At 72.2% G+C, this 23,334-nt stretch carries 22 protein-coding genes and 1 riboswitch; of the genes, 12 read left to right on the forward strand and 10 right to left on the reverse strand.

The annotated features are described in order from the left end of the window. Positions 1–56: 56 nt before the first annotated feature. A complete protein-coding gene (locus tag LRD69_RS08585; RefSeq protein WP_277325959.1) occupies positions 57–1,070 on the forward strand; it encodes an LLM class F420-dependent oxidoreductase in 1,014 nt (337 codons plus the stop codon). 9 nt (positions 1,071–1,079) lie between these two features. On the opposite strand, the gene LRD69_RS08590 is transcribed toward LRD69_RS08585, so the two are convergent. Both LRD69_RS08590 and LRD69_RS08595 read right to left on the reverse strand, forming a co-directional pair. Then, positions 1,080–1,856, reverse strand: a complete 777-nt coding sequence (locus tag LRD69_RS08590) for a maleylpyruvate isomerase family mycothiol-dependent enzyme (RefSeq protein WP_277325960.1) — start codon at positions 1,854–1,856, stop codon at positions 1,080–1,082. Between the two features lie 38 nt (positions 1,857–1,894). Continuing rightward, a complete protein-coding gene (locus LRD69_RS08595) occupies positions 1,895–2,446 on the reverse strand; it encodes a hypothetical protein (protein WP_277325961.1) in 552 nt (183 codons plus the stop codon). 153 nt (positions 2,447–2,599) lie between these two features. Here LRD69_RS08595 and LRD69_RS08600 point away from each other — a divergent pair, with 153 nt between their 5' ends. Then, positions 2,600–2,893 (forward strand): hypothetical protein, encoded by a 294-nt coding sequence (locus LRD69_RS08600; RefSeq protein ID WP_277325962.1) that lies wholly within the window; start codon positions 2,600–2,602, stop codon positions 2,891–2,893. 25 nt (positions 2,894–2,918) lie between these two features. On the opposite strand, the gene LRD69_RS08605 is transcribed toward LRD69_RS08600, so the two are convergent. From LRD69_RS08605 to LRD69_RS08615, 3 genes are all read right to left on the reverse strand, one after another. Continuing rightward, complete coding sequence (locus tag LRD69_RS08605) at positions 2,919–3,995, reverse strand: prenyltransferase (RefSeq protein WP_277325963.1); 1,077 nt, start codon at positions 3,993–3,995, stop codon at positions 2,919–2,921. Continuing rightward, positions 3,992–4,756 carry a class I SAM-dependent methyltransferase gene (locus LRD69_RS08610; RefSeq protein WP_277325964.1) on the reverse strand — a complete coding sequence of 255 codons (765 nt, stop codon included), beginning with the start codon at positions 4,754–4,756 and terminating at the stop codon, positions 3,992–3,994. Before LRD69_RS08610 ends, LRD69_RS08605 begins: the two co-directional genes overlap by 4 nt. Positions 4,757–4,828: 72 nt before the next feature. Further along, positions 4,829–6,160 (reverse strand): glycosyltransferase family 4 protein, encoded by a 1,332-nt coding sequence (locus tag LRD69_RS08615; protein WP_277325965.1) that lies wholly within the window; start codon positions 6,158–6,160, stop codon positions 4,829–4,831. A gap of 252 nt (positions 6,161–6,412) precedes the next feature. Here LRD69_RS08615 and LRD69_RS08620 point away from each other — a divergent pair, with 252 nt between their 5' ends. The 7 genes from LRD69_RS08620 (at position 6,413) to LRD69_RS08650 (ending at position 12,910) form a co-directional block, all read left to right on the forward strand. Continuing rightward, positions 6,413–7,024 (forward strand): TetR family transcriptional regulator, encoded by a 612-nt coding sequence (locus LRD69_RS08620; protein ID WP_277325966.1) that lies wholly within the window; start codon positions 6,413–6,415, stop codon positions 7,022–7,024. Between the two features lie 145 nt (positions 7,025–7,169). Next, positions 7,170–8,417, forward strand: coding sequence for a substrate-binding domain-containing protein (locus LRD69_RS08625; protein ID WP_277325967.1), 1,248 nt, complete (start codon positions 7,170–7,172; stop codon positions 8,415–8,417). A 3-nt stretch (positions 8,418–8,420) separates the two neighbouring features. Continuing rightward, positions 8,421–9,212 (forward strand): ABC transporter ATP-binding protein, encoded by a 792-nt coding sequence (locus LRD69_RS08630; protein ID WP_277325968.1) that lies wholly within the window; start codon positions 8,421–8,423, stop codon positions 9,210–9,212. Further along, complete coding sequence (locus LRD69_RS08635; protein ID WP_277325969.1) at positions 9,209–9,955, forward strand: ABC transporter ATP-binding protein; 747 nt, start codon at positions 9,209–9,211, stop codon at positions 9,953–9,955. Before LRD69_RS08630 ends, LRD69_RS08635 begins: the two co-directional genes overlap by 4 nt. After that, complete coding sequence (locus LRD69_RS08640; protein ID WP_277325970.1) at positions 9,955–10,842, forward strand: branched-chain amino acid ABC transporter permease; 888 nt, start codon at positions 9,955–9,957, stop codon at positions 10,840–10,842. Before LRD69_RS08635 ends, LRD69_RS08640 begins: the two co-directional genes overlap by 1 nt. Further along, positions 10,839–12,008, forward strand: a complete 1,170-nt coding sequence (locus LRD69_RS08645) for a branched-chain amino acid ABC transporter permease (RefSeq protein ID WP_277325971.1) — start codon at positions 10,839–10,841, stop codon at positions 12,006–12,008. The genes LRD69_RS08640 and LRD69_RS08645 overlap by 4 nt, the downstream gene beginning before the upstream one ends. Continuing rightward, positions 12,005–12,910, forward strand: a complete 906-nt coding sequence (locus LRD69_RS08650; protein ID WP_277325972.1) for an alpha/beta hydrolase — start codon at positions 12,005–12,007, stop codon at positions 12,908–12,910. Before LRD69_RS08645 ends, LRD69_RS08650 begins: the two co-directional genes overlap by 4 nt. Positions 12,911–12,972: 62 nt before the next feature. Here the strand turns inward: LRD69_RS08650 and LRD69_RS08655 are convergent, their stop codons facing one another. From LRD69_RS08655 to LRD69_RS08665, 3 genes are all read right to left on the reverse strand, one after another. Continuing rightward, the gene (locus tag LRD69_RS08655; RefSeq protein WP_277325973.1) at positions 12,973–14,949 is read right to left on the reverse strand and encodes a GAF domain-containing protein; all 1,977 of its coding nucleotides are present in this window, start codon (positions 14,947–14,949) and stop codon (positions 12,973–12,975) included. A gap of 45 nt (positions 14,950–14,994) precedes the next feature. Continuing rightward, entirely contained in the window at positions 14,995–15,828 is an 834-nt protein-coding gene (locus tag LRD69_RS08660) for a 3-hydroxybutyrate dehydrogenase (protein ID WP_277325974.1), read from the reverse strand. A gap of 96 nt (positions 15,829–15,924) precedes the next feature. Further along, the gene (locus LRD69_RS08665; RefSeq protein WP_277325975.1) at positions 15,925–16,911 is read right to left on the reverse strand and encodes an aldo/keto reductase; all 987 of its coding nucleotides are present in this window, start codon (positions 16,909–16,911) and stop codon (positions 15,925–15,927) included. A gap of 244 nt (positions 16,912–17,155) precedes the next feature. On the opposite strand from LRD69_RS08665, the gene LRD69_RS08670 reads away from it, so the two are divergent. Continuing rightward, positions 17,156–18,631, forward strand: coding sequence for a PHB depolymerase family esterase (locus LRD69_RS08670; protein WP_277325976.1), 1,476 nt, complete (start codon positions 17,156–17,158; stop codon positions 18,629–18,631). A 78-nt stretch (positions 18,632–18,709) separates the two neighbouring features. On the opposite strand, the gene LRD69_RS08675 is transcribed toward LRD69_RS08670, so the two are convergent. Next, the gene (locus LRD69_RS08675; protein WP_277325977.1) at positions 18,710–18,943 is read right to left on the reverse strand and encodes a ferredoxin; all 234 of its coding nucleotides are present in this window, start codon (positions 18,941–18,943) and stop codon (positions 18,710–18,712) included. After that, complete coding sequence (locus LRD69_RS08680; protein ID WP_277325978.1) at positions 18,943–20,424, reverse strand: aldehyde dehydrogenase; 1,482 nt, start codon at positions 20,422–20,424, stop codon at positions 18,943–18,945. The genes LRD69_RS08675 and LRD69_RS08680 overlap by 1 nt, the downstream gene beginning before the upstream one ends. Before the next feature lie 231 nt (positions 20,425–20,655). On the opposite strand from LRD69_RS08680, the gene LRD69_RS08685 reads away from it, so the two are divergent. Together LRD69_RS08685 and LRD69_RS08690 are read left to right on the forward strand one after the other, a co-directional pair. Then, positions 20,656–21,693 carry an MBL fold metallo-hydrolase gene (locus LRD69_RS08685; RefSeq protein ID WP_277325979.1) on the forward strand — a complete coding sequence of 346 codons (1,038 nt, stop codon included), beginning with the start codon at positions 20,656–20,658 and terminating at the stop codon, positions 21,691–21,693. 164 nt (positions 21,694–21,857) lie between these two features. Next, a riboswitch (cobalamin riboswitch) is annotated at positions 21,858–21,931 on the forward strand. A 130-nt stretch (positions 21,932–22,061) separates the two neighbouring features. After that, positions 22,062–23,327, forward strand: a complete 1,266-nt coding sequence (locus LRD69_RS08690; protein WP_277325980.1) for a prenyltransferase/squalene oxidase repeat-containing protein — start codon at positions 22,062–22,064, stop codon at positions 23,325–23,327. Positions 23,328–23,334: the final 7 nt, after the last annotated feature.

A 23,334-nucleotide genomic window follows, 5' to 3' on the forward strand; every position in this document is an offset into this window, starting at 1 on the left:
CCCTCCGTCGGTACGGATGGAACTGACAGCCCGTCAGGCATGGTGGGAGGACCGGTATGCGGCTCGGACTCGCTCTCGGCTACTGGGGCCGCGGCCCCAACCCCGCCCATCTGGAGCTCGCCCGCGAGGCCGAGCGGCTGGGCTACGACTCGGTGTGGACGGCGGAGGCCTGGGGATCCGACGCCTTCACCCCGCTGACCTGGATCGGCGCCCACACCTCCCGTATCCGGCTCGGTACGGGCATCGCGCAGATGGCGGCGCGCACCCCGACCGCGACCGCCACGCACGCCCTGACCCTCGACCATCTCTCCGGCGGCCGGATGATGCTCGGGCTGGGGCTGTCCGGACCACAGGTGGTGGAAGGCTGGTACGGGCGCCCGTTCCCGAAGAGCCCGCTGACCGCCACGCGTGAATACGTCGAGATCGTGCGTCAAGTACTCAGGCGCGAGGCCCCTGTTGAACTGGCCGGGCGCTTCCACCCGCTCCCGTACACCGGGCCGGACGCCACCGGCCTCGGCAAACCCCTCAAACCGATCACCCATCCGCTGCGCGCCGGGCTTCCCGTGCTCCTGGGCGCGGAGGGGCCGAAGAACATCGCACAGACGACGCGGATCGCGGACGGCTGGCTGCCGCTGTACTGGTCGCCGCTGCGCACCGACGTGTACGAGGCGTCGCTGGCCGATCTCCCCGACGGCTTCATGATCGCGCCGATGGCCCGCGCGCACGTCTGTGACGATGTCGCGGAGGGGCTGCTGCCGGTGAAGGTGATGCTCGGCTTCTACATCGGGGGAATGGGGCACGCCGCCCGTAACTTCCATGCCGACCTGATGGCGCGGATGGGGTTCGAGGAGGAGGCGCGGCGGATCCAGCGGCTGTTCCTGGAGGGCCGCAAGGAGGAGGCGGTGCTGGCCGTGCCGGACGCGTTCGCCGACGAGATCTCGCTCGTCGGTCCGCGTGAACGGATCGCGCAGCGGCTGGAGTTGTGGCGCAAGGGCCCGGTGACCGACCTGCTGGTCACAGCACCGGACCTGCACACCCTGCGCGTTCTGGCCGACCTCGTCAACACCTGAGCGCCCGCCTCAGCGGAACGTCGCACGCTCCAGCCAGAAGTCCAGCAGCTCCCGCTCCCCCAGCACCTCCACCCGGCCGCCGTCCACGCCCTGCCGCCGGTTGAACACCAGCATCAGATCCGTCAGCGGCCCGCGCACCGCGACCGTCGCCTTCTCATGCGCCCGCCGCCAGGTGAACCCGTCCGCGCCGAACTCGATCAGCCACTCCGCCCCGGGCACATCCGTGGCATGCAGATGGAGGGACCGTCCGGCTCCGCGGAGTTCCGCGGCCTCCGGGTCCCCCTCGGACTGGGCGAAGGCGACGATCTCCAGCCATTCGTCGATCGTGTCGGCCGCCAGTTCGGGCGCCACCTCGTAGCCGGCGTCCACCGCGACGGCCGCGTCGGCGCGGTGGACGACCGTCTCGTGGGCCATGCGCCGCGCCCAGAATCCGCTGCTCCGGTCCCACGACCAGGTCCAGACCGGCTGCCCGGCGCCGGCCTCGCGCAGGGCGGCGACGGTCCGCGCGGCCCCGTCGGCCAGCCAGGCGTCGAGCACCGCGGCGTCGTCGCCGTCCGGCGTGAACTGCGGCACCCGCTCGTCCGGGAGCGCCTCGGTCGCCCGGGTACGGACGATCTCACCGGCCCAGCGCTGGGCGCCGCCGACATGCACGGCGAGGTCGCGCAGCGTCCATCCGGGGCAGGTCGGAACCTTCGCGTCGAGGCCCCTGCCGCTGATCAGCGCCCTCAACCCGTCGGTCTGACGGAGGATCTCTTCGCAGTAGTGGTCGTGCGCCAGAAGCGTCATGGCAGCACCCTAGTGCGCCGGTGACGGCGCCCCGCAGGTCATCCGCCGAGCTGGGAGGCGGTCGGCACCTTGTCCTTCACCTCGGCGCCCGCACTCTTGCCCGCATCCTTGACGCTGTTGATGACGGACTCGAAGGCACCGACGTCCCCCGCGCCCGCCTCGCCGCTGCGGAGCTTCGTGCCGAGCCCCTTGAGCGACTCGATGCCTGCCGTCAGTGGCGCGATCGCCTTCGACAGCAGCGGGTCGCCCTTGGCGTTGACCGTCGCGGCCTTGAGCCGGTTGTAGGCGAAGCCTCCCGCAAGACCTGCCTTGACGAGGGCGAACGTGCGTCCGTCCGCACCCTTCTTGAACTTGCCCGCGCGGTACGGCTTGATGATCCACTGATACGTCGCACCCGCCGCGAGCCCCGCATTGGCGACGAACCGCGTCTTGGCCAGCTTCTGTTTCTCTGCCGACGCCGTACCGCTCGGTGACGCGGACGCGCTCGCGCCGGTGCCTGAGTCGTTGCCGCACGCCGTGGCGGTCACCAGCACGGTGCAGGACAACAGCAGCGCCACGAACAGACGGCGGAGCGGTACGGAACTGGGCACAGCGAGCCTCCCTGACGGGGCGCATCAGTAGCGGGTTCGACGACGGGTGACGCGGTGCGACACCTGCTGCCAGGCTCACCTCGCACCCGGTGCCACGCCACTCAAGAGGCGCCGGCCGGGTTTCGGACCGCGGAAAACGGCAACCTGATATCCATGTCTCCTGGAACAGGAACGAGAAGCAGCACAGCCGCACGTGTCATAGCCGTGGTGGCCGACGTCATGGCCGTCATCATCGGCCTGTGGATCCTGATGTACCTGCTGGAAGCCAACCGGGCCAACGACCTCGTGGGCTTCGTCAAGGACGCCGCCCGCTGGCTGGCCGGCTGGTCCTACGACCTGTTCACGTTCGACGACGAGTGGGCACGGGTCGTCTCCGGATACGGCCTCGCCGCCGCCGTCTATCTCTTCGTCGGACATGCGGTGGCGGGCCGGATCCGCCGTCTGTGACCTGCCGGCCCGGCTGCTGCGCCCCCTAGGCGGCGCAGCAGTCGGGTTCCAGGCCCGCCGGCAGCCGTTCGCCGCCGAAGACCGCGGTGGTCGCCTCGTCGCCCCCCAGCGCGGCCACGGCGAGCAGCAGCGATCCGGCGGTCCAGGTGGTGTGCTCCTCCGGCCAGAACGCCCGGTTGCCCTCGAAGACGTACCCCGTCCAGTACATCCCGCCCTCGGCGCGCAGATGCTGAATGGACTGGAGGATTTCCAGGGCCCGGTCCGACTCCCCCATCACCCAGAGCGCCAGGGCGAGTTCGCAGCTCTCCCCGCCGGTCACCCAGGGGTTGGGCAGCACACAGCGCACCCCGAGGCCGGGAACGACGAAGCGGTCCCAGGCCTCTTCTATCCGTTCCTTGGCGGCCGCTCCGGTGAGCGCGCCGCCGAGGACCGGGTAGTACCAGTCCATCGAGTAGTGGCTCTTGTCGAGGAAGCGCTCGGGGTGGTTGCGGATGGCGTGTGCGAGCGCGCCCGTCGCCAGTTCCCAGTCGGGCTGCGGCTCCTCGCGCTGCTCGGCGATGGCGAGTGCGCAGCGCAGCGCCTGGTGGATGGAGGAACAGCCGGTCAGCAGGGCGTCGTGGACGAGCGTGCCGTCGGGTTCGCGCTTCCAGCCGATCTGGCCGCCGGGCTGCTGGAGCCGCAGGACGAATTCGACGGCCGCGTAGACGGTCGGCCACATCCGGTCGACGAACCCGTCGTCGCCGGTGGCGAGGTAGTGGTGCCAGACGCCGACGGCGACGTACGCGCAGAAGTTGGACTCCAGGCCCCGATCGGTCGGCCGGTCCGGGTCGCCGTCGTGGTAGGCGGCATACCAGGAGCCGTCCGCGTTCTGGTGCCGGGCCAGCCAGTCGTACGCGCGTTCCGCGGCGGCGTGCTCGCCCGCGGCGTCGAGGGCCATGGCGGCCTCGGTGTGGTCCCACGGGTCGAGGTGGTGGCCGCGGAACCAGGGCAGCGCGCCGTCCTCGCGCTGGACGGCGAGCAGCGCGGCAACGGTCTCCGTGGCCTGCTCGGCGGTGAGCACCCCGGGCAGCACGAGGTGTTCGGTCTGCTCGGGAGTGGTCACGCCTCGGCCTTCGAAGGGTCGTGCGTGGCAGCGGCAGCGGCCCTGGGCAGGTGCGGCTTGGTGGCGTACGCGACGAAGCTCTTGCCGACGACCGGGTTGAGCAACTGCTCGGCGACCCGGGTGACGGCGGGCTTCTTCATGATGTCCCAGACCAGCAGCTTGTGGTACGCGCGGACGGGCAGCGCCTTGTCGTTGTCGACGCCGAACGCGCACTTGAGCCACCAGTACGGCGAGTGCAGCGCGTGCGCGTGGTGGGTGCCGTACGGCTTGAGGCCGGCGCCGCGCATCCTGCCGAGGAGTTCGTCGGCCTTGTAGATGCGGATGTGGCCGCCCTCGACCTCGTGGTACGCGTCGGACAGGGTCCAGCAGACCTTCTCGGGGCCGTACCGCGGCACGGTGACGGCGATCCGGCCGCCCGGCTTGAGCACCCGGACCATCTCGGCGAGCACCCCCTTGTCGTCGGGGATGTGCTCCATCACCTCGGAGATGATGACGACGTCGAAGGACTCGTCGGGGAACGGCAGGTTGAGCGCGTCGCCCTCCATCGCGGTGGCGGTGGCGCCCGCGGGGGCCTCTCCGGCCTCCTTCATCGCGGCGAACCACTTCGCGACCTCGCGGATCTCCTCACCGTTCCGGTCGAGCGCCACGACCTGGGCGCCTCGCCGGTAACACTCGAAGGCGTGGCGGCCGGCGCCGCAGCCCAGGTCGAGCACTCGGTCGCCTGCGGCGAGCGGGAAGCGGGTGAAGTCCACGGTCAGCACAAGTGCCTGCTTTCGCGGTCGAGGGGGTTCAGGGGGCGAGGACGGCGGGGACTGCGCGGGCGGGCTGCGGGGTCACCGCCGGCCGCCGGGTTGCAGGGTGGCGGCGCGGGCGGCGATCGCCTGCCGGTAGAGCTCCGCGGTGCCGATGGCGGCCTGCTTCCAGGTGAACCGGGCCAGCACCCTGGCCCGGCCCGCGGCGCCGAGCCGGGCCCGCAGCTGCGGGTCGCCGAGCAGCCGGGCGAGCGCGGCGGCCAGGGCGCCGGCGTCGGCGGGTTCCACGGCCAGACAGGTTTCGCCGTCCCGGCCCGCGACCTCGGGGATCGCACCGCCGGTGGTGGCGACGAGCGGGGTGCCGGTGGCCATCGCCTCAGCGGCGGGCAGCGAGAACCCTTCGTACAGCGAGGGGACGCAGGCGACCTCGGCGCTGCGCACCAGGTCGACGAGTTCGGCGTCGCTGATCCCCTTGACGAACCGGACGGCGTCGTGGAGTCCGTACCGCTCGATGGCCTGTGCAACGGGTCCGTCCTCGGCCCGCTTGCCGACGACCACGAGGTGCGCCCGCGGGTTCTCGGTACGGAGCTTGGCGAGCGCCTCGACAAGGTGCACGAGGCCCTTCAGCGGGACGTCGGCGCTGGAGGTGGTGACGATCCGGCCGGGCACCTCGGCGACCGACGGGTCGGGCGACCACAGATCGGTGTCCGCACCGATGTGCACCACATGGATCCGGTCCTGCCGCACCCCGAGATGGTCGACGATCTCCTGCTTGGAGGAGCCGGAGACGGTGAGCACCGAAGGCAGCCGGCGCGCGACGCGCTTCTGCATGCGGGTGAAGGCGTACCAGCGGCGTACGGAGGCGCGGCGGCGACGGCTGTCGGCGGCGTCCAGCTCCAGCTGCCGGTCGACGGTGATGGGGTGGTGGATGGTGGTGACGAGCGGGGCGCCGAGGTCCGCCAACAGCCCGTACCCGAGGGTCTGGTTGTCGTGGATGACGTCGAACTCGCCGCGGCGGGCGGCGAGATGACGACGGGCACGGAGGCTGAAGGTGAGGGGTTCCGGGAAGCCGCCGGTCCACATGGTGGCGACCTCGGCGAGGTCGATCCAGTCCCGGTACTCGCCGCGCTTCGGGGTGCGGAACGGGTCGGGCTGGCGGTAGAGGTCCAGACTCGGCAGCTCGGTGAGCGGGACGCCCTCGTCGAGCACGGGATAGGGCTGGGCGCCGATCACTTCGACACTGTGGCCGAGGCGGGCGAGTTCGCGGCCGAGGTGGCGCACGTACACGCCCTGGCCGCCGCAGAACGGGTTGCCCTTGTAGGTGAGGAGTGCGATGCGCAACGGTCGGCCGCCGGCGGCGTCCGATGTGTCGCTGCCCGTGCGGGGGCCCGTCTCTATGGCCTCAGCGGTCACACTCGGCCCCCTTCTCACTGCGTTTGCGCCGGAGCGTAACCGCTGGCGCTAATCTAGAACAAGTTTCAGACCGGATCGTTCAACGAGCTACGAATCTACCGGCAGGTAGCGTCGGTGTGACGGCCGGATCAGGTGATTCGCGCCACGACCGGGCACCCTGGCATGCTGTGCGCCGCCGGGAGCCCACGCGCCTCCCTCCGGTCGCGGACCGAAGCCGGACCCAAGCCGGACAGAAGCCATGGAGGGGGACACATGACAGCGGAAGCCAAGCCGGCATCGCCACCCCTGACGGAACGGCAGGAGGCCCGTCGCGGCCGCATCCTGCACGCCAGCGCCCAGCTCGCCAGCAGGGGCGGATTCGAGGCGGTGCAGATGCGCGAGGTGGCGGAGGCCGCCGGGGTCGCCCTCGGCACGCTGTACCGCTACTTCCCCTCCAAGATCCATCTGCTGGTCGCCACCATGCAGGACCAGCTCCAGCACATGCACGGCACACTGCGCAAGCGTCCCCCGGCCGGGGACGACGCGGCGCAGCGGGTCGCGGACACGCTGATGCGGGCGTTCCGCGCGCTGCAGCGCGAACCGCATCTTGCGGATGCGATGGTGCGGGCGCTGACGTTCGCGGACCGGAGTGTCAGCCCCGAGGTGGACACCGTCTCGCGGCTCACCACGGCGATCATCCTGGACTCGATGGGGCTGGAGCACCCGACGCCCGAGCAGCTCTCCGCGGTCCGGGTCATCGAGCACACCTGGCACTCGGCGCTGATCACCTGGCTGTCGGGGCGGGCGTCGATCGCCCAGGTGAAGATAGACATCGAGACGGTGTGCCGGCTGATCGACGTGACGACACCCCGGGACGCCTCCTGAGTCCTGATCGCACGCGGGCCTCCGCGCCCCATGTGCGGCCGCCACATGCGGACCTCCTCAGGTGGGGTGCCCTGCACCATGTCGACGGCGGCGCGGTGTTCATACGGTTCGGCGACATCACAGGAATCCCGCCGAGGAGCCGGTCATGCGTCGCAGAGCCACAGACACCGCCCAGCACCACAGATCTCTCTCCGCCGTCGTCACCCTCGCCGCCGCAGGTCTGCTGCTGGTCGGCTGCACCGCCGCCGGGAAGGCGGGCGAGGCGGACTCCGCGTCCGGCAAGGGCGCGAAGGACCAGACCGTCAAGGTGGGTCTGGTCTACTCCCGGACCGGTCTGCTCGCGGACTACGGCAAGCAGTACCGCGACGGTTTCATGGCGGGCCTGGACTACGCGACGCACGGCACCGGCAAGGTCGCCGGGCACCGTATCGAGGTCACCGAGCAGGACGACGCGGGCGACCCGGGCAAGGCGGTCTCCGCGGCGAAGAACCTGATCGGCAAGGGGTACAAGGTGCTGGCCGGGACCACGGACTCCGGGGTCGCCCTGCAGATGGCGCCGCTCGCCGCGCAGAACAAGGTCCTGTACGTCAGCGGCCCCGCCGCGACCGACGCCGTGACCGGGATCAACGACTACACGTTCCGCTCCGGCCGGCAGTCCTACCAGGACATCCTCACCGCCGGGACGATGCTCGGCGAGGCCAGGGGCAAGAAGGTCACCGTGCTGGCGCAGGACTCCACCTTCGGCCAGGCCAACGTCGCCGCCGTGAAGGCCGTCCTCGGCGGCAAGGGCGCGAAGGTGGGCTCCGTACTGGCTCCGCCGAGCGCCACGGACCTGACCCCGTTCGCCCGGCAGGTCAAGGCCGGCGGTCCCGATCTGGTCTTCGTCGCCTGGGCCGGTTCCACCGCCCCCGCGCTGTGGACCGCGCTGGACCAGCAGGGAGTGCTGGGCGCGTCCAAGGTCGTCACCGGGCTGGCCGGCACGGCCTCGTACCCGATCTTCGGCGCCGCGGGTTCCAAGGTCTCGTTCCTCGCGCACTACTTCCCCGGTGCGGGCGGCGGCAACGCCGTGGAGAAGTCGATGCTGGACTCGGTGACGAAGGCGGGCGGCACCCCCGACCTGTTCACGCCGGACGGCTTCACCGCCGCGCAGATGATCGTGCACGCGGTGGAGGAGGGCAGTGCCACCGATCCCGCCGCCATGGTGAAGGCACTGGAGGGCTGGAGCTTCGACGGGGTGAAGGGCCAGGAGCAGGTCCGGGCCGAGGACCACGCGCTGGTGCAGCCGATGTTCGTGGCGAAGCTGACCGGCAAGGGCGCCGCCGCGAAGCCGGAGTTGGTGACCACCGAGCCGATGGACAAGGTGGCGCCGCCCGCGAAGCCCTCGGCGGGCTGACCGATGGCCGCACCGGGCATCACCGCGGAGCACGGGAGCGGGGCGCACGCCACCGCGCCCGTGCTCCGGCTGACCGGCCTCGGCTGGGGCGTCGGCGGGGCGACCATCGTCGAGGACATCACGCTGGACGTCCGCGAGGGCGAGTTCCTCGCCTTCATCGGCCCCAACGGGGCGGGCAAGACCTCCCTGTTCAACCTGATCAGCGGGTTGACCACAGCCACCTCGGGCACCATCGAGCTGGACGGTACGGACATGACGGGACGGCCCGCGCACGCCCGGGCCCGGCGCGGGATCGGCCGGACGTTCCAGACGTCCAGCCTCTGGCCGGGCATGAGCGTCGCGGACCACGTCCGGCTGGCCGCGCAGGCCGCCCGGGGCGGCTCGTACCGCATCTGGCGGCGCGCTTCCCCGTACACCGGCGACGTGCACGGCGTACTGGAGCGCACCGGGCTCGGCCACCGCGCCGGGGCCCTGGCGTCCGAGCTGTCGCACGGCGAGAAGCGGAAGCTGGAGCTGGCGGTGCTGCTGGTGGGCGAGCCGCGGCTGATGCTGCTCGACGAGCCGATGGCAGGGGTGAGCGCGGAGGAGGTCCCTGCGCTCACCGAACTGATCCGCACCCTGCACCGCGACGAGGGCCGCACCGTTCTCATGGTCGAACACCACATGGACGTCCTGCTGGGACTGGCCGACCGGCTGGCCGTGATGCACCACGGCCGGCTGCTGGCACTGGACACCCCCGAGGCCGTGACGGCCGACCCGACCGTGCAGCAGGCCTACCTCGGGGAGGGGCTGTGACCACCGGAACCCTGCTCGCCGTACGGGACCTGCGGGTGCTCATCGGCGGCCGGCACATCCTGCACGGGGTGGACCTGGACGTCGCCCGCCACGGGGTGACCGCGCTCCTCGGCCGCAACGGAGCCGGGAAGACCACGACCGTACGCGGCATCCTCGGCCTCGTCCCGCGCACCGGCAGCGTCCGGCTCGACGGCGACGAGACCGTGGGTCTGCCCACGCACACACTGGTCCGGCGTGGCATCGGCTACGCCCCCGAGGACCGCGGTGTCTTCGCCGGGCTGACCGTGGCGGAGAACCTGCGGCTGGCCGAGCGGCGCGGGGCCGGCGAGCCGGCGTACCCGCTCGTCCATGAACTCTTTCCCGAACTCAAGCGCCGGGAGCGGCAGTTGGCGGGGACGTTGTCCGGCGGCCAGCAGCAGATGGTGGCCATCGGCCGCACCCTGCTCAACGGCAACCGCCTGATCATCGCCGACGAGCCCACCAAGGGCCTGGCGCCGAAGGTGGTCACCGAGGTCGCCGAGGTGCTGGAGCGGGCGGCCGAGGCGGTGCCGGTGCTGCTCGTGGAACAGAACCTCGCCGTCGTACGGCGCCTGGCCGCCCACTGCACCGTGCTCGCCGACGGACGGACCGCCCACCAGGGCCCGGCCGGTGAGCTGCTCGGCGACGCGGAGGCGGCGCGCCGGCTGCTGGGCGTGGGGCACGGCCCGGCCACCGAAGTCCCTTCCGTGGAGGCGGATTCCTGATGTCCACCGTCGTTCTGCTCACCATGACCGGACTCGGTCTGGGAGCGCTCTACTTCCTGATCGCCTCCGGGCTCTCGCTGATCTTCGGTCTGATGGACGTGCTCAACTTCGCGCACGGCGCGCTGCTCTCCATCGGCGCGTACGGCACCTGGTGGGCGGCGTCCGGCCATCTGCCGGGCGCGGGCTCCGGCGGCGCCGGCTTCGTCCTCGCGGTGCTCTTCGGTACGGCGGTGGGCACCGTCGCCGCCGTACTGCTGGAGCTCGCCGTCGTCCGCCCGCTGTACACCCGGCCGCGCGAACAGGTGCTCGCCACCGTCGGGGTGGGGCTCGCCGTCCCGGCGCTGCTGTCGGGCATCTGGGGTTCGGACGCCCTGCGGTTCCCCGGGCCGCAATCGCTGTCCGGCACGTTCTCGCTGCTGGGCGCGGAGGTTCCGGTCAACCGGCTGGTGCTGGTCGCGGCCGCGGTCGTGGTGCTGGTGGCGCTGCGGCTCTTCCTCGGCCGGACCCGGCACGGGCTGGTCGTGCGGGCGGGCGTCGAGGACCGGGCGATGGTGACCGCGCTCGGCATCGACGTACGGAAGGCGTTCACCCTCGTCTTCGCGATCGGCGGCGCTGCCGCCGCACTGGGCGGGGCGCTCGGCGGGCTGTACTTCGGCTCGGTCGACCCCCGGCAGGGCACCTCGCTGCTGATCTTCGCGTTCGTCGTGGTGGTCACCGGCGGGATGGGCTCGGTGACCGGCGCCGCCGTGGCATCCGTCGTGATCGGCCTGGTCCAGCAGTTCGCCAACTACTACACCGCAGCGGGCCTCGGCGACCTGGCCGTCGTCGTCCTGCTCGCCGCGCTGCTGCTCGTACGGCCGCGCGGACTGACCGGGAGGCTCGCGTGAGCACCGCAACCGAGACACCCGACCGCACCGGTGGAGCACCCATGACGGCATCCGCACCGGTCCGCGGCGCGCGCACCGCCCGGCTGCTGCGCTGGTGGCCCGCCGCCGTGCTCGTGGCGCTGGTCGTCGCGCCGTACAGCGCACTGCCGCTGCCCGGGCTGCTCGACGGCCCGGTGGGCAGCGCGGGAAGTCTCCAACTCCTCGCCACCTGCCTGCTGTTCGGCGCCCTGGCGACCGGGTACGACCTGCTGCTCGGCCGCACCGGACTGCTCTCCTTCGGGCATGCGCTGTACTTCGCGGCGGGCAGCTACGCCACCAACACGATCATGCTGGAGGCCGGTCTGCCGTTCGCCGTCTCGGCGCTGGTCGGCGTCTGCTTCGGGATCGCGCTCGCCCTGGTACTGGGATCGGTGAGCCTGCGGGTCACCGGCATCGGCTTCTCCATGGTGACGCTGGCGTTCGCGCAGGCGGGCTCGATCCTGGTCTCCCGCAACCCCGGCGGCCTCACCGGCGGCGAGGAGGGCCGGGCGGCGCCCGCCGAGCTGCTGCCGTCCGGGCTCGTGGGCATCGAGAACACGGCGAATCTGTACTGGGTCGCGCTGGGCTATCTGGTCCTCACCCTGGCCGTCGTCCACTGGGCGGTGCGCTCCCCGACCGGCCGGGTCTGGGAGGGCATCAAGGAGAACGAGCGCCGGGTGGAGGTGCTGGGGCTGAAGCCGTACGGGTTCAAGCTGACGGCCTTCGTCCTGGCCGGGGCGCTGGCCGCGCTCGGCGGGCTCGTCCATCTGCTGCTCACCGGCGGCTCCACACCCCAGACGACGACCTCGGACTTCACGCTGTCGCTGCTGGTGATGGTGGTGCTGGGCGGATCGGGCACCCGCTGGGGGCCGATGGTCGGTGGCATCCTCTACACCTGGGCCGATCACCGGCTCGGCGATCTCGCCGGGTCGGGTGCGGTCGCCGGACTGCCCGCGGTGCTGCGGGTGCCGCTGTCCCAGCCGCTGTTCCTGCTCGGCGTGCTGTTCGTGGCCGTGGTGCATCTGCTGCCGGGCGGGCTGGCACGGCTGCCGTCCCGGGTGGGTTCCGCGTTCCGTGCGGCCAGAGGCGCAGACAGAGGTGCAAGCAGAGCGGGCGCAGCCGCCCAGAAGGAGAACCGGCACTCATGACCCCGTACGAAGAGATCCGCGTCCCGGTCCCGGGCGGCGAACTTGCGGCGCTGCGCTGGCCGGCCCGGGACCCCGGTGCGCCGGTGGTCGTGGCCCTGCACGGCATCACGGCCAACGCGCTCTCCTGGGGCGTGGTGGCCCGGGAGCTGGCCGGGCGCGTCACCCTGATCGCCCCTGACCTGCGCGGCCGCGCGGCGAGCGCCGGGCTGCCCGGTCCGTACGGGATCGCGACGCACGCCGATGACATCGCCGCGCTGGCGGGCGCGCTCGGCCTGGACCGGGTGGTGCTGACGGGCCACTCGATGGGTGCGTTCGTGGCGGCCCTGGCCGCCGTACGGCACCCGGACCGGTTCGGTCCGCTGCTGCTCGTCGACGGCGGGGTGGGCTTCCCGGCCCCCACGCATCTGTCCGCGGACGAACTCATGACAGCGGTGATCGGCCCGGCCATGGACCGGCTGTCGATGACGTTCCCGGACCGGGCGGCCTATCGCTCCTTCTGGCAGGCGCACCCCGCGTTCGCCGGGGATGCGTGGTCGCCGGAGGTGGACGCGTACATCCAGCGCGATCTGACGGGTGACGAGCCGGAGATGTATTCCACCTGCCGGATCGAGGCGGTGCGCACGGACGGGATCGGGCTGTTCGACGAGGAAGTGCTGTCGGCGATACGGAAGTTGCCGGCGCCGACGACGCTGCTGTGGGCGGCGCGCGGCCTGATGGACGAGGAGCAGGGCCTTTACGACGAGAAGCGCCTGGCGGCGGCCGGCCTGGAGAGCACCCGGGTGGAGCCGGTGGCGATGCGGGACGTCAACCACTACACGGTGCTCACGGGCCACGAGGGCGCGCAGGAGATCGCCGCACGCCTGGCGACGCTCGCCGACCCCCCTGTTGCGTCGGGCCGTTGAGGGTGTCCTGCGCCTGATCCGGCGGCCGGGGGCGGACCGGTGACAACGGGCGGCCCCGGTCGCTACCGCTCCCGCCCACCCGCCAGCAGGTTCAACCGCAACGCCAGTTGGAGCTCCAGCGCCCGGTCCGGCTCGTTCCAGTCCCGCCCCAGCAGCACCTGGATCCGGTCCAGGCGCTGCACCACCGTGTTGACGTGCACGTGCAGCTCGTCCTTGGCACGGATGAGGCTGCCGCCGCAGCCGAAGTACGCGCTCAGCGTGCGCACCAGATGCGTGCCGCGCCGGGCGTCGTACCGCAGCAGAGGCCCCAGCGTCGCGTCGACGAAGCCGTCGACGTCCTGCGCGTTGCCCAGGACCACGCCGAGGAAGCCGAGTTCATCGACGCAGGCGCCTTCGCCCGTACGCCCCAGGACACGCATGGCGCGCAGGCACCGCGCGGCCTCCCGGTGGGCGGCAGCCAGCTCGCGCGGGCCCCGGGCCGGCCCGGTGGCGGCCACGGTGACGGGCGCCTGGACGAGCTGTCCGAGCTGCGCGGCGGCCGCCCGCGCCGCGTCACCGGCGCCCGCGTCCCCGTCGCCCCACGCGATCAACAGCACCACCGTGCCCGCGTGTTCGGCGCTCACCCCGTGGATGTCCCCGCCGAACAGGTAGCGCAGGACAGCGGCGCCCAGCTTCTCCCGGGCGCCGGCTTCGGCCACCAGCAGCAGATGCGGGGCGTCCAGGTCGACGCCGAGGCGGCGGCCGCGCTCGGCGAGTCCGGACGGGTCGCGTTCCGCGTCGGTCAGCAGATCGGTGATCAGCTCGCCGCGTATCCGGTTCTCGGTCTCGGCGACCCTGCGCCGCAGCAGCAGGAGGAGACCGGTGACCACGGCGGCGCGTTCGAAGAGCCTCCGGTCGGAGTCGTCGAGGCGCTGCCGCTGGTGCAGGACGAGACTGGCCAGGAGTTCCTGCCCGGCGAGCACCGCGCAGATCCACCGGCCGTCGCGGTGCACGGCGCGCGCTCCGGTGCGGGACTCCTCGGCGGTCCCGGCCAGCCATGCGGCGTCCATGCTGTCGGCGGCGAGGACCGCGCCGTCGGGCCGGACGGCCGCCAGCGGGCGTCCGCCCGGGTCGTGAATGGTGAGCGGCGCATCCAGCAGCCCCGCCACGGCCGCCGCGACGTCCTTGACGTCACCGCCGCGCAGCACCAGGTCGGTCAGCCGGTCGTGCGCCTCCTCGGCACGCTGCATGGCGGACGAGTGCTCCCGTACCGCCGCGTTGGCCTCGGCCAGCTCGGCGTTCGCGCCGGCGAGTTCGGCGAGGGCCGTGCGCGTGTCGGCGAGGGCGCGGGCGGTGTCGATCGCGATCGCGGCGTGCGCGGCGAGCGAGCAGAGCAGGGCGACCTCGTCGGGGCTGAAGACGCGGGGTGCGCGGTCGGCGGCGAAGAGGACGCCGATGACCTTCCCCGTACCGCCGCGGCTGGAACCGAGGAGCAGGGGCACGCCGAGAATGGCGACGAGCCCCTCGTCCAGGACGCCGGCGTTGATGTTGTGGGTGTGGCGGAAGCGGTCGTCGGTGCGGTAGTCAGGGGTGGCGTACGGGCTCGCGGTCTGCGCGACCAGGCCGCCGAGCCCTTCGCCGAGCTCCAGCCGCAGCCGCTGGAAGAGCACCGACACCGAGCCGTCGGTGACCCGCATATAGGTGTCCCCCGCCTCCTCGTCGGGGAGCGTGAGGTACGCCGTGTCCGTGCCGAGCAGCATCCTGGCCCGCCGGACGATCGCCTTCAGCACGTCGTCCAGGTCGCGGGAGGCGGCCAGGTCGCCCGCGGTGTCGAAGAGCGCGGTGAGCTGGAGCTCACGGCGCCGGTGCTGGCGCAGGGCGCCCCGGATCCGCAGCGCGGTGGCGGTGGCCCGCTCCACCTCGGCCAGGTCGCCCGCGGGCACACCGGAGGCCCGCGCCTGGGAGGAGACGGCTCCCAGCGCCTCGGCGGGGGCGTCCTCGGACAGCAGGTCGAGGAGCCGGCGCAGGTGGGGCACGGCGGAGGGGGTCGGTGCAGACATGTGCGGCCATCGTTCGTCGGGACGTCGGGGTGTACCTGGAGAGTGTCAGTGAGAGGTCCAGCCGCCGTCCATCGCGATCGACGTACCGGTGATGTGCCCGGTGTGCGGCCCGCACAGCCAGAGCACCGCCTCGGCCACCTCCCGGGGTTCGATGAGGCGCTTGATGGCGCTGCGTTCCAGCATCACCTTGCTCACCACCTCCTCCTCCGAGATGCCGTGCGTACGGGCCTGGTCGGCGATCTGGTTCTCGACCAGCGGCGTGCGTACGTAGCCGGGGTTGACGCAGTTGCTGGTCACCCCGTGGGGCGCTGCTTCGAGAGCGACCACCTTGCTGAGCCCCTCCAGTGCGTGCTTGGCCGTTACGTAGGCCGATTTGTACGGGCTGGCGCGCAGCCCGTGGACGGACGAGATGTTGACGACGCGCCCCCAGCCGCGTTCGTACATGCCGGGCAGGGTGCGGCGCAAGATGCGGAACGGCGCTTCCACCATGACGCGCTGGATCAGGGCGAAGCGGTCCGGCGGAAACTCGTGCACGGGGGCGACGTGCTGCAGGCCTGCGTTGTTGACCACCAGGTCGGCGTCGTCCGGCAGCGTGTCCACCGCCTCGGGCACGGACAGGTCGACCACCCAGGCCGTTCCGCCGATCCGCTCGGCCAGGCTCTTGGCCGCGTCGGCGGCCTTGTCCACCACGTACACATGGGCGCCCGCGGCGGCGAGCGCCTCGGCGCAGGCCTGCCCGATACCGCTGGCCGCACCGGTCACCAGGGCGGTGCGCCCGGCCAGGAACGGGTCCGCGGGCGCAAGCGGAGCAGCGGCGGCGCGGGGCGGGGGAACGGTGAGCGGCGCGGGCCCGGGCTCCGGGCTCTGGGGAGTCTGCATGGTCGTCACCGTAAGGAGACGGAAGCCCACGTCACACGGGGTCGGTGCACACACCGCCGCACGCCGCCATGGTGGTGGCGTACATGGTGCGGTCGGTCAGTGGGCGGCGTCCAGCGTCGCCCGCTGCTCCGTCGTAAGCTCCAGGTCCACTGCCGCGAGGCTCTCCTCCAGCTGCGCCACCGAGGAGGCGCCGACCAGCGGGACGACCGGGACCTCGCCGCCGATGAGCCAGGCCAGGACCACCTGGTTGACGGTCGCCCCGGTCTCCTCGGCCACTGTCCGCAGTGCCGCCTGCCGTGCCCGGGTGCCCGGGTGGTCGAACTCCGGGCCGAGCGGCTTGTCCGCCCGGACGTAGGCCCCGGCCAGCAGTGGCGAGTAGGCGACCGGTACGAGGGCGGGTTCGGCCCGGAGGTAGCTGAGGAGGTCCCCGGCGGCCACACCCTCCTGGCCGTCCGGTGAGCGCAGGCTCGGCAGGTCCGTACGCTGCCGCAGATAGCTGTGGTGGTACTGGAGGATCTCGTACCCCGGCAGCCCGGCGGCCTCGGCAAGGGCCCGGGCCCGCTCCACCTGCCACGCCCAGTGGTTGCTCACGCCCAGCAGTCCGACGGCCCCTGTGGTCACCAGCTCTCCGAACGCCTCGACGGTGTCGCACATCGGCACGCCGTGGTCCTGGACGTGCGCGTACAGCAGGTCCAGCCTCTCGACGCCGAGGTGTTCCCGGCTCCGCTCGGCGGACTCCCGGATCACCTTCGGCGAGAGTCCCTCGATGTCGCGGGTGAAGCCGCTGGCGGGAGTGTTCGGCCGGGCGCCGAGTTTGGTGGCGATGACGATCTCGTCGCCGATGCCACGGCTCCGGCGCCAGCGGCCGAGCAACTGCTCGCTCTCCCCGCCCTGACTGCCGTCGACCCAGAACGCGTAGTTGTTCGAGGTGTCGATGAAAGTGCCGCCGGCCTCGGCGTACCGGTCGAGGACGGCGAACGAGGTCGCTTCGTCGGTGAGCGTGCCCATCAGCATGGCGCCGAGGCTGAGCACACTCACCTCGCGACGGGTCTTCGGATCCGTGCCGATCGTGCGGTAGCGCATTTCGGTCTCCCTCCCAACAGCCCATTGCGTGTACGGGCGTTGCTGACCGGGAGTCTGCATCTTCGAGCGCACTCGATGTCAACGCCCGATCCTCGCCGGCGCTCGCGGCGCAAGGGCGGTGCCGCACACAGCGGGGCCCGAGGGATGTCAGCCCGCCCCATGGGCCGGGGCGGCCCATGCTCGTAGGTTCCGGCAGCAGTTCGCATGTCCGTACGCCCGCACGTTCCGAACAGGGAGGCCCCCCGTGCGCCCATCGATCCTGCGACGCCTGTTCCGGCGCGTCGCGTCCACGGCCGTACTCGGCGTCGTCGCGGCGACGCTGAGCACCGTGGGCGCCGCGCAGCCGGCCGCTGCCGCCGGTGGCCTGCAACAGGTCACCGGCTTCGGCACCAACCCCGGCAACCTTCAGATGTACGAGTACGCCCCCGCCGATCTGCCCGCGGGCGCACCCCTGGTGATCGCCCTGCACGGCTGCACGCAGACGGCCAACGACTACTACACCAACTCGGGCTGGCCGAAATTCGCCGACCTGTGGAAGTTCGCCGTGGTCTTCCCGCAGACCACGTCCGCCAACAACGCGCTCTCCTGCTTCGGCTGGTTCGATCCGGCCGAGGACACCCGGGGCAAGGGCGAGGCCGCCTCCATCGTGCAGATGGTGGAGCACGCGAAGCAGCAGTACGGCTCCGACGGGCGCCGGGTGTACGTCACCGGGCTCTCGGCGGGCGGCGGGATGACGGCCGACCTGCTGGCCGCCTACCCGGACGTGTTCGCGGGCGGTTCCGTGGCGTCCGGTCTGCCCGCGCAGTGCGCCACCAGCCAGGCCGCCGCCTCCGGCTGCCAGACGGGCCCGCAGAAGCTGACCCCCGCCCAGTGGGGTGACAAGGTCCGCGGCGGCTTCCCCGGTTACACCGGCCCGTGGCCGCGGGTCGCCATCTGGCAGGGCACCTCCGACTTCACGGTGTACCCCGCGAACGCCACGGCCCTGCGCGACCAGTGGACCAACGTCTGGGGCATCGGCCAGACCCCGTCGAGCACCGACACCCTGCCGGGCAACACCACCCGCAGCATCTACAACGACGCCTCCGGGAAGCCCGCGGTGGAGACGTACTCCATCTCCGGCATGGGTCATGGCCTGGCCGTCTCGCCCGGCTCGGGCACCACGCAGTGCGGGTCCACGGCCGCGTACTTCCTGAACTCGATCTGCTCGTCGTACTACACCGGCGTCTTCTGGGGACTGGACCAGGGCGCACCCGGCGGTGGCGAGAACCCGCTCCCGGCGCCGTCCGGCCTCGCGGTCACCGGCGTGACGGACACCAGCGCCTCGCTCTCCTGGGGCGCCGTGGCGGGAGCCTCCTCGTACGCCGTCTACCGCGACGGCGCCAAGGTCGGCCAGCCCACGTCCACGTCGTTCACCGACACGGGCCTGTCCGCAGGCGGCTCCTACCGCTACACGGTGGCGGCGGTCGACGGATCGGGCGCGGCCGGTACGGTCTCCGCGGCGGTGACGGCGACGACGACCGGAGGACCGGGCGGCGGCGCCTGCTACACGGCGACCAACTACGCGCACGTCGCGGCGGGCAGGGCGCACACCACGGGCGGTTACGTCTATGCCAACGGGTCGAACCAGAACATGGGTCTGTACAACGTGTTCGTGACCCACACGCTGAAGGAGTCGCCGGCGGGCTACTTCGTGATCGCCGACACGGGCTGCACGGCGTAGCGGAGGACCGGCGGACGGGCCCGGTGTCCCGGCCCGCCCGCCGGCCCGATTCCTCGGCGGCGCACCGAGGACACGGCCCTACTCCTCCGGCGGGAAGACCACCTCGCCCGAGTCGGGCAGCGTCAGCGTGATCGCCTCGACCGGACACCCTTCCGCCGCCGCGAGCACCTCCTCGTTGGCGTCGGTCTCCGCGGCGGCCGGGTGGGACTGCCTGGCCGTGTCCAGCCGGAAGCCGTCCGGAGCGTGGTTCACGCACATCCCGGAGCCGATGCAGACGCTCCGGTCGACCTCCACATGCCAGCGGTCCCCCATCACGCCTCCTGCGGTCCGGGCTGCGCGGGCCGGTACCCGGCGGGCAGATGGATCATCTTGTGCTCGAAGTACTCGCCGTACCCCTCGGGGCCGAACTCCCGCCCCAGGCCGGAGTTCTTGTAGCCGCCGAACGGGCCGAGCATGTCGAGACTGAACGTGTTGACGCTGTACGTGCCGGTTCTGACCCGGCGGGCGATGTCGATCCCGCGCTCGGTGTCGGCGGTCCAGACGCTGCCGCTGAGCCCGTACTCCGAGTCGTTGGCGATCCTCACCGCCTCCGCCTCGTCGCCGTACGGCAGCAGGCAGATGACCGGCCCGAAGATCTCCTCGCGGGCGATGCGCATGGAGTTGTCGACGGAGCCGAAGAGGGTCGGCTCGACGTACCAGCCGCGCTCCTGCGAGGCCGGACGGCCGCCACCCGTAAGGATCTTGGCGCCCTCCTCCTGGCCGATCCTGATGTAGTCGAGGGAGCGCTGCTGCTGGCGCCGCGCGACCAGCGGGCCGAGTTCGGTGGCGGGGTCGAGCGGGTCGCCGACCCTGAGCGCGCCCGCCGCGGCGGCGAACGCCTCGGCGATCTCGTCGTACCGGGAGTGCGGGACGAGAATGCGGGTCTGGGCGACGCACGCCTGGCCGTTGATCATCCAGGCGAACGGGACGATGCCCGCGACGGCCGCGTCGAGGTCGGCGTCGGGGAGGATGACGGCGGCGGACTTGCCGCCCAGCTCCAGGGTGACGCGGGTGAGGTTGCGCGAGGCGACCTCCATGACCCTGCGGCCGGCCGCCACGGAGCCGGTGAACGACACCTTGTCGACGCCCGGATGCCCGACCAGGTACTCGCTGACCTCGCGGTCCGCCGGAAGAATCGACAGCACCCCTTCGGGGAGCCCGGCCTCGGCGACGATCTCGGCCAGGATGTAGGCGTCCAGAGGCGATTCGGGCGAGACCTTGAGCACGGCGGTGCAGCCCGCAAGCAGCGCGGGCGCGAGCTTGGCGGCGGCGGTGAACTGCGGGACGTTCCACGGCACGACGGCCGCGACGACCCCGACCGGCTCCCGGCGCACCAGCAGCGGCCCGAGGACGCCGTCACGCCGCTCCTCGTACGGGAACGTGCGGGCGACGGTGATCGCCGCGTCCCACACCATCATCGCGGCGAGCGCCTGCACCATCACGCTGGAGCTGTACGGCGTTCCGTTCTCGGAGCTGATGACGCGGGCGATCTCCTCGTACCGCACGGCGAACGCGTCCTTGATCCGCGAGACCACCTCGATCCGCTCGTCGAGGGAGGCCCGTGGCCAGGGCCCTTCGTCGAAGGCCCGGCGGGCGGCGGCGACGGCCCGGTCCACATCCGCCTCGGCGGCGTGCGGCACCCGGCCGATGACCTGTTCGGTGTGGGGCGATATCACCTCGATGACGTCCCGGCCCAGCGGATCGACCAACTCCCCGCCGATGAACAGTTTTCCGTGTTCGACAAGCTCGGTCATGGCTGCTGCCTCCCGCGACCTCCGGCATGCGCCGGCTCCGCACTGACTCCATACCTGACTTCACACCTGACTATGTGTCAGAACTGATACCAGTTCCAGTTCCAGGAGTCCACGGATCCGACACCGATCGACCGTCGGCAAATAGTCGACCGGGGCTACTACTGGAACGAGTTCTCGTTACAGTGGGTCCGGTGCTGTACAGCCGCATGCCGAAAGAGAGTTGGGGACTCCATGACACAGGTGACCGAGCATGGCGGCGGCGTGTGGTCCATCAAGGTCCCCATCCCCGACAACCCGCTCGGCCACACCCTGGTGCACGTCGTCGACACCGACCGCGGCCCGGTCCTGATCGACACCGGCTGGGACGACCCGGAGGCCCGGGACACCCTGGTCGCCGGCCTCACGGCCATCGGCGTCGCCCTCTCCGGCATCCACGGCGTGGTCGTCACCCACCACCACCCCGACCACCACGGCCTCTCCGGCCAGGTCCGCGAGGCCTCCGGGGCATGGATCGCGATGCACGCGGCGGACACCGCGATCGTGCGCCGCACCCGCGAGGCCGAACCGGGCACCTGGCTGACGTACCTGACGTCGAAACTCACCGCGGTCGGCGCCCCCGAGGAACACCTCGCCCCGCTGCGCGCCGCCCGCACCGGCGGACGGATGCGCACCCTGCCGGGCCTGCGCGCCGCCCTCCCGGACCGTGACATCGTCCCCGGCGAACTGCTCCCCCTGGCGGGCCGCCGGCTCCGGGCGATCTGGACCCCCGGCCACACCCCCGGCCACGTCTGCCTCCACCTGGAGGAGAACCACCCGGCCGGGCTCCCCGGCCACGGGCGCCTCTTCTCCGGCGACCACCTGCTGCCCGGGATCAGCCCGCACATCGGCCTGTACGAGGACCCGGACGACAGCACGGTCACCGATCCCCTGGGCGACTACCTCGACTCCCTGGAACGCATCGGCCGACTCGGCGTCGCCGAGGTGCTCCCCGCCCACCAGCACGCGTTCCCGGACGCCGCGGGACGCGTACGCGAACTCCTCACCCACCACGAGGACCGCCTCACCGGCCTGCTCGCCCTGCTCGCCACCCCGCTGACACCGTGGCAACTGGCCGAGCGGATGGAGTGGAACCGGCCGTGGGACCGGATCCCGTACGGCTCCCGGAACATCGCCGTCTCCGAGGCGGAGGCGCATCTGCGCCGCCTGGTGAAGCTGGGACGCGCGGAGGCGGTACCGGGGAGCGAGCCCGTGACGTACATCGCGGTGTGACGGGCACGGTACGCAGCAGGCACGGGCGGCACAGGACCTCGAGGAGAAAGACGCCACGTGCCCCAGGGCACGGTGACGCAGATCGCTGCGGAAGGCGCCCCTCCGCCCGGAATCGGCGGGATACGGCCCGGTACAGTGTGCGGGTCGTCATCATGCCCGTTCGGGGGGAAGCCGGTGCGAATCCGGCGCTGATCCCGCAGCCGTGAGCCGCCGTCCCCGGTGGCGAGCCGGAATGCCCTGTCCGTGGTCGTGACCGGCTCGTGCCATCGGAACCCCGGTGGCCGGCACCGTCGAGGCATACGGGGCCGGAGCCTGGTGCCTCCGTGTGCCTGTGCCCGGTTCCCACCGCAGGAGAGGCCCAGCCAGCCATGACCGTTCGCCGCAGCGCAGCACTGCTCGCCGCCACCGCCACCGTGCTCTGTGCGGCCGCTGCCCCGGCCGCGGTCGCGGCGCCGTCGCCCTCCCCCACCCCGTCCGCCGCGCTGCCGGCCGGGTTGTACGGCACCAAGGACCCGACGTACGACGGGGTCTGGCGGCAGTCGCTGGCCTTCATCGCCCAGGAGCTCGAAGGAGTCACGCCCGCGGCCGAGTCCGTGGACTGGCTGGTCGCCCAGCAGTGCGACAGCGGCGCGTACGCCTCGTACCGCGCCGATACGGGCAAGCCGTGCGACGCGAAGACGATGACGGACACCAATGCCACCGCAGCCGCGGTCCAGGCGCTGGCCGAGATCGGCGGGCACGGCGACGCCGCCGACAAGGCGATCGCCTGGCTGAAGTCCGTCCAGAACGAGGACGGCGGCTGGGGCTACAACGCGGGCTCGCCCAGCGACGCCAACTCCACCTCGATCGTGATCGGCGCCCTGGCCAGGCGGAAGCAGCGGCTCGCCGACATGACGACCGCGGGCGGCCGGACGCCGTACGACGCGCTGCTCAAGCTGGCGATCCCGTGCGGCGGCAAGGACGGGGGCGCGTTCGCGTACCAGCCCGACAAGGCCGGGAAGCTCGTCGCCAACGCGGACGCCACCGCGGCCGCCGTGCTCGGTTCGATGGGCAAGGGGCTGTCCGCCTGGGACAATTCCGCGGCCGCGACCAAGCCGACCACCTGCCGCGCGGGTGCCGTCGAGAAGCCCGAGCAGGCCGCCCAGAACGGCGCCCACTACCTCGCGGGCGCCCTCGCCGAGACCGGCCATCTGAACCAGCCGCCGATGCCGGGCGCCACCGACACCACCGCGCAGCCCGACCTCGGCAACACCGCGGACGCGGTCGTCGCCCTGGCCTCCGCGGGCCACAAGGACGCGGCGTCCGGCGCGCTCGACTGGCTGAAGAAGCACGCCGCGCCCTGGGCCGCGGAGAACGGCCCCGCCGCCTACGCCCAGTTGATCGTGGCCGCGCACGCGACGGGCGCCGACGCCCGCGACTTCGGCGGTGTCGACCTGGTCGCACGGCTGAACGCGACCGGGCCCGAGCCGGCCGCCGTCCACACGCCCTCGCCCGCCGCGAGCGACTACGCGGCGCAGGACGGCACCAGCGACGACGCCGGTCTCGGGGTGTGGTGGCTCGTCGGTATCGGTCTCGCCGCCGGTGCCGGCATCGGTTTCCTCATCAGCAGCCGCCGGAAGAACCCGCAGCTGTGAGCCGAGT

Source organism: Streptomyces sp. JH14 (genome assembly GCF_029428675.1).
Classification (GTDB): Bacteria; Actinomycetota; Actinomycetes; order Streptomycetales; family Streptomycetaceae; genus Streptomyces.

Excerpts from the sequence above, each read along its gene's own strand:
- LRD69_RS08585 (WP_277325959.1), top strand. The coding sequence starts at position 57 with ATGCGGCTCGGACTCGCTCTCGGCTACTGGGGCCGCGGCCCCAACCCC.
- LRD69_RS08590 (WP_277325960.1), bottom strand. The coding sequence starts at position 1,856 with ATGACGCTTCTGGCGCACGACCACTACTGCGAAGAGATCCTCCGTCAG.
- LRD69_RS08600 (WP_277325962.1), top strand. The coding sequence starts at position 2,600 with ATGTCTCCTGGAACAGGAACGAGAAGCAGCACAGCCGCACGTGTCATA.
- LRD69_RS08620 (WP_277325966.1), top strand. The coding sequence starts at position 6,413 with ATGACAGCGGAAGCCAAGCCGGCATCGCCACCCCTGACGGAACGGCAG.
- LRD69_RS08625 (WP_277325967.1), top strand. The coding sequence starts at position 7,170 with ATGCGTCGCAGAGCCACAGACACCGCCCAGCACCACAGATCTCTCTCC.
- LRD69_RS08630 (WP_277325968.1), top strand. The coding sequence starts at position 8,421 with ATGGCCGCACCGGGCATCACCGCGGAGCACGGGAGCGGGGCGCACGCC.
- LRD69_RS08640 (WP_277325970.1), top strand. The coding sequence starts at position 9,955 with ATGTCCACCGTCGTTCTGCTCACCATGACCGGACTCGGTCTGGGAGCG.
- LRD69_RS08650 (WP_277325972.1), top strand. The coding sequence starts at position 12,005 with ATGACCCCGTACGAAGAGATCCGCGTCCCGGTCCCGGGCGGCGAACTT.
- LRD69_RS08655 (WP_277325973.1), bottom strand. The coding sequence starts at position 14,949 with ATGTCTGCACCGACCCCCTCCGCCGTGCCCCACCTGCGCCGGCTCCTC.
- LRD69_RS08660 (WP_277325974.1), bottom strand. The coding sequence starts at position 15,828 with ATGCAGACTCCCCAGAGCCCGGAGCCCGGGCCCGCGCCGCTCACCGTT.
- LRD69_RS08665 (WP_277325975.1), bottom strand. The coding sequence starts at position 16,911 with ATGCGCTACCGCACGATCGGCACGGATCCGAAGACCCGTCGCGAGGTG.
- LRD69_RS08675 (WP_277325977.1), bottom strand. The coding sequence starts at position 18,943 with ATGGGGGACCGCTGGCATGTGGAGGTCGACCGGAGCGTCTGCATCGGC.
- LRD69_RS08680 (WP_277325978.1), bottom strand. The coding sequence starts at position 20,424 with ATGACCGAGCTTGTCGAACACGGAAAACTGTTCATCGGCGGGGAGTTG.
- LRD69_RS08685 (WP_277325979.1), top strand. The coding sequence starts at position 20,656 with ATGACACAGGTGACCGAGCATGGCGGCGGCGTGTGGTCCATCAAGGTC.
- LRD69_RS08690 (WP_277325980.1), top strand. The coding sequence starts at position 22,062 with ATGACCGTTCGCCGCAGCGCAGCACTGCTCGCCGCCACCGCCACCGTG.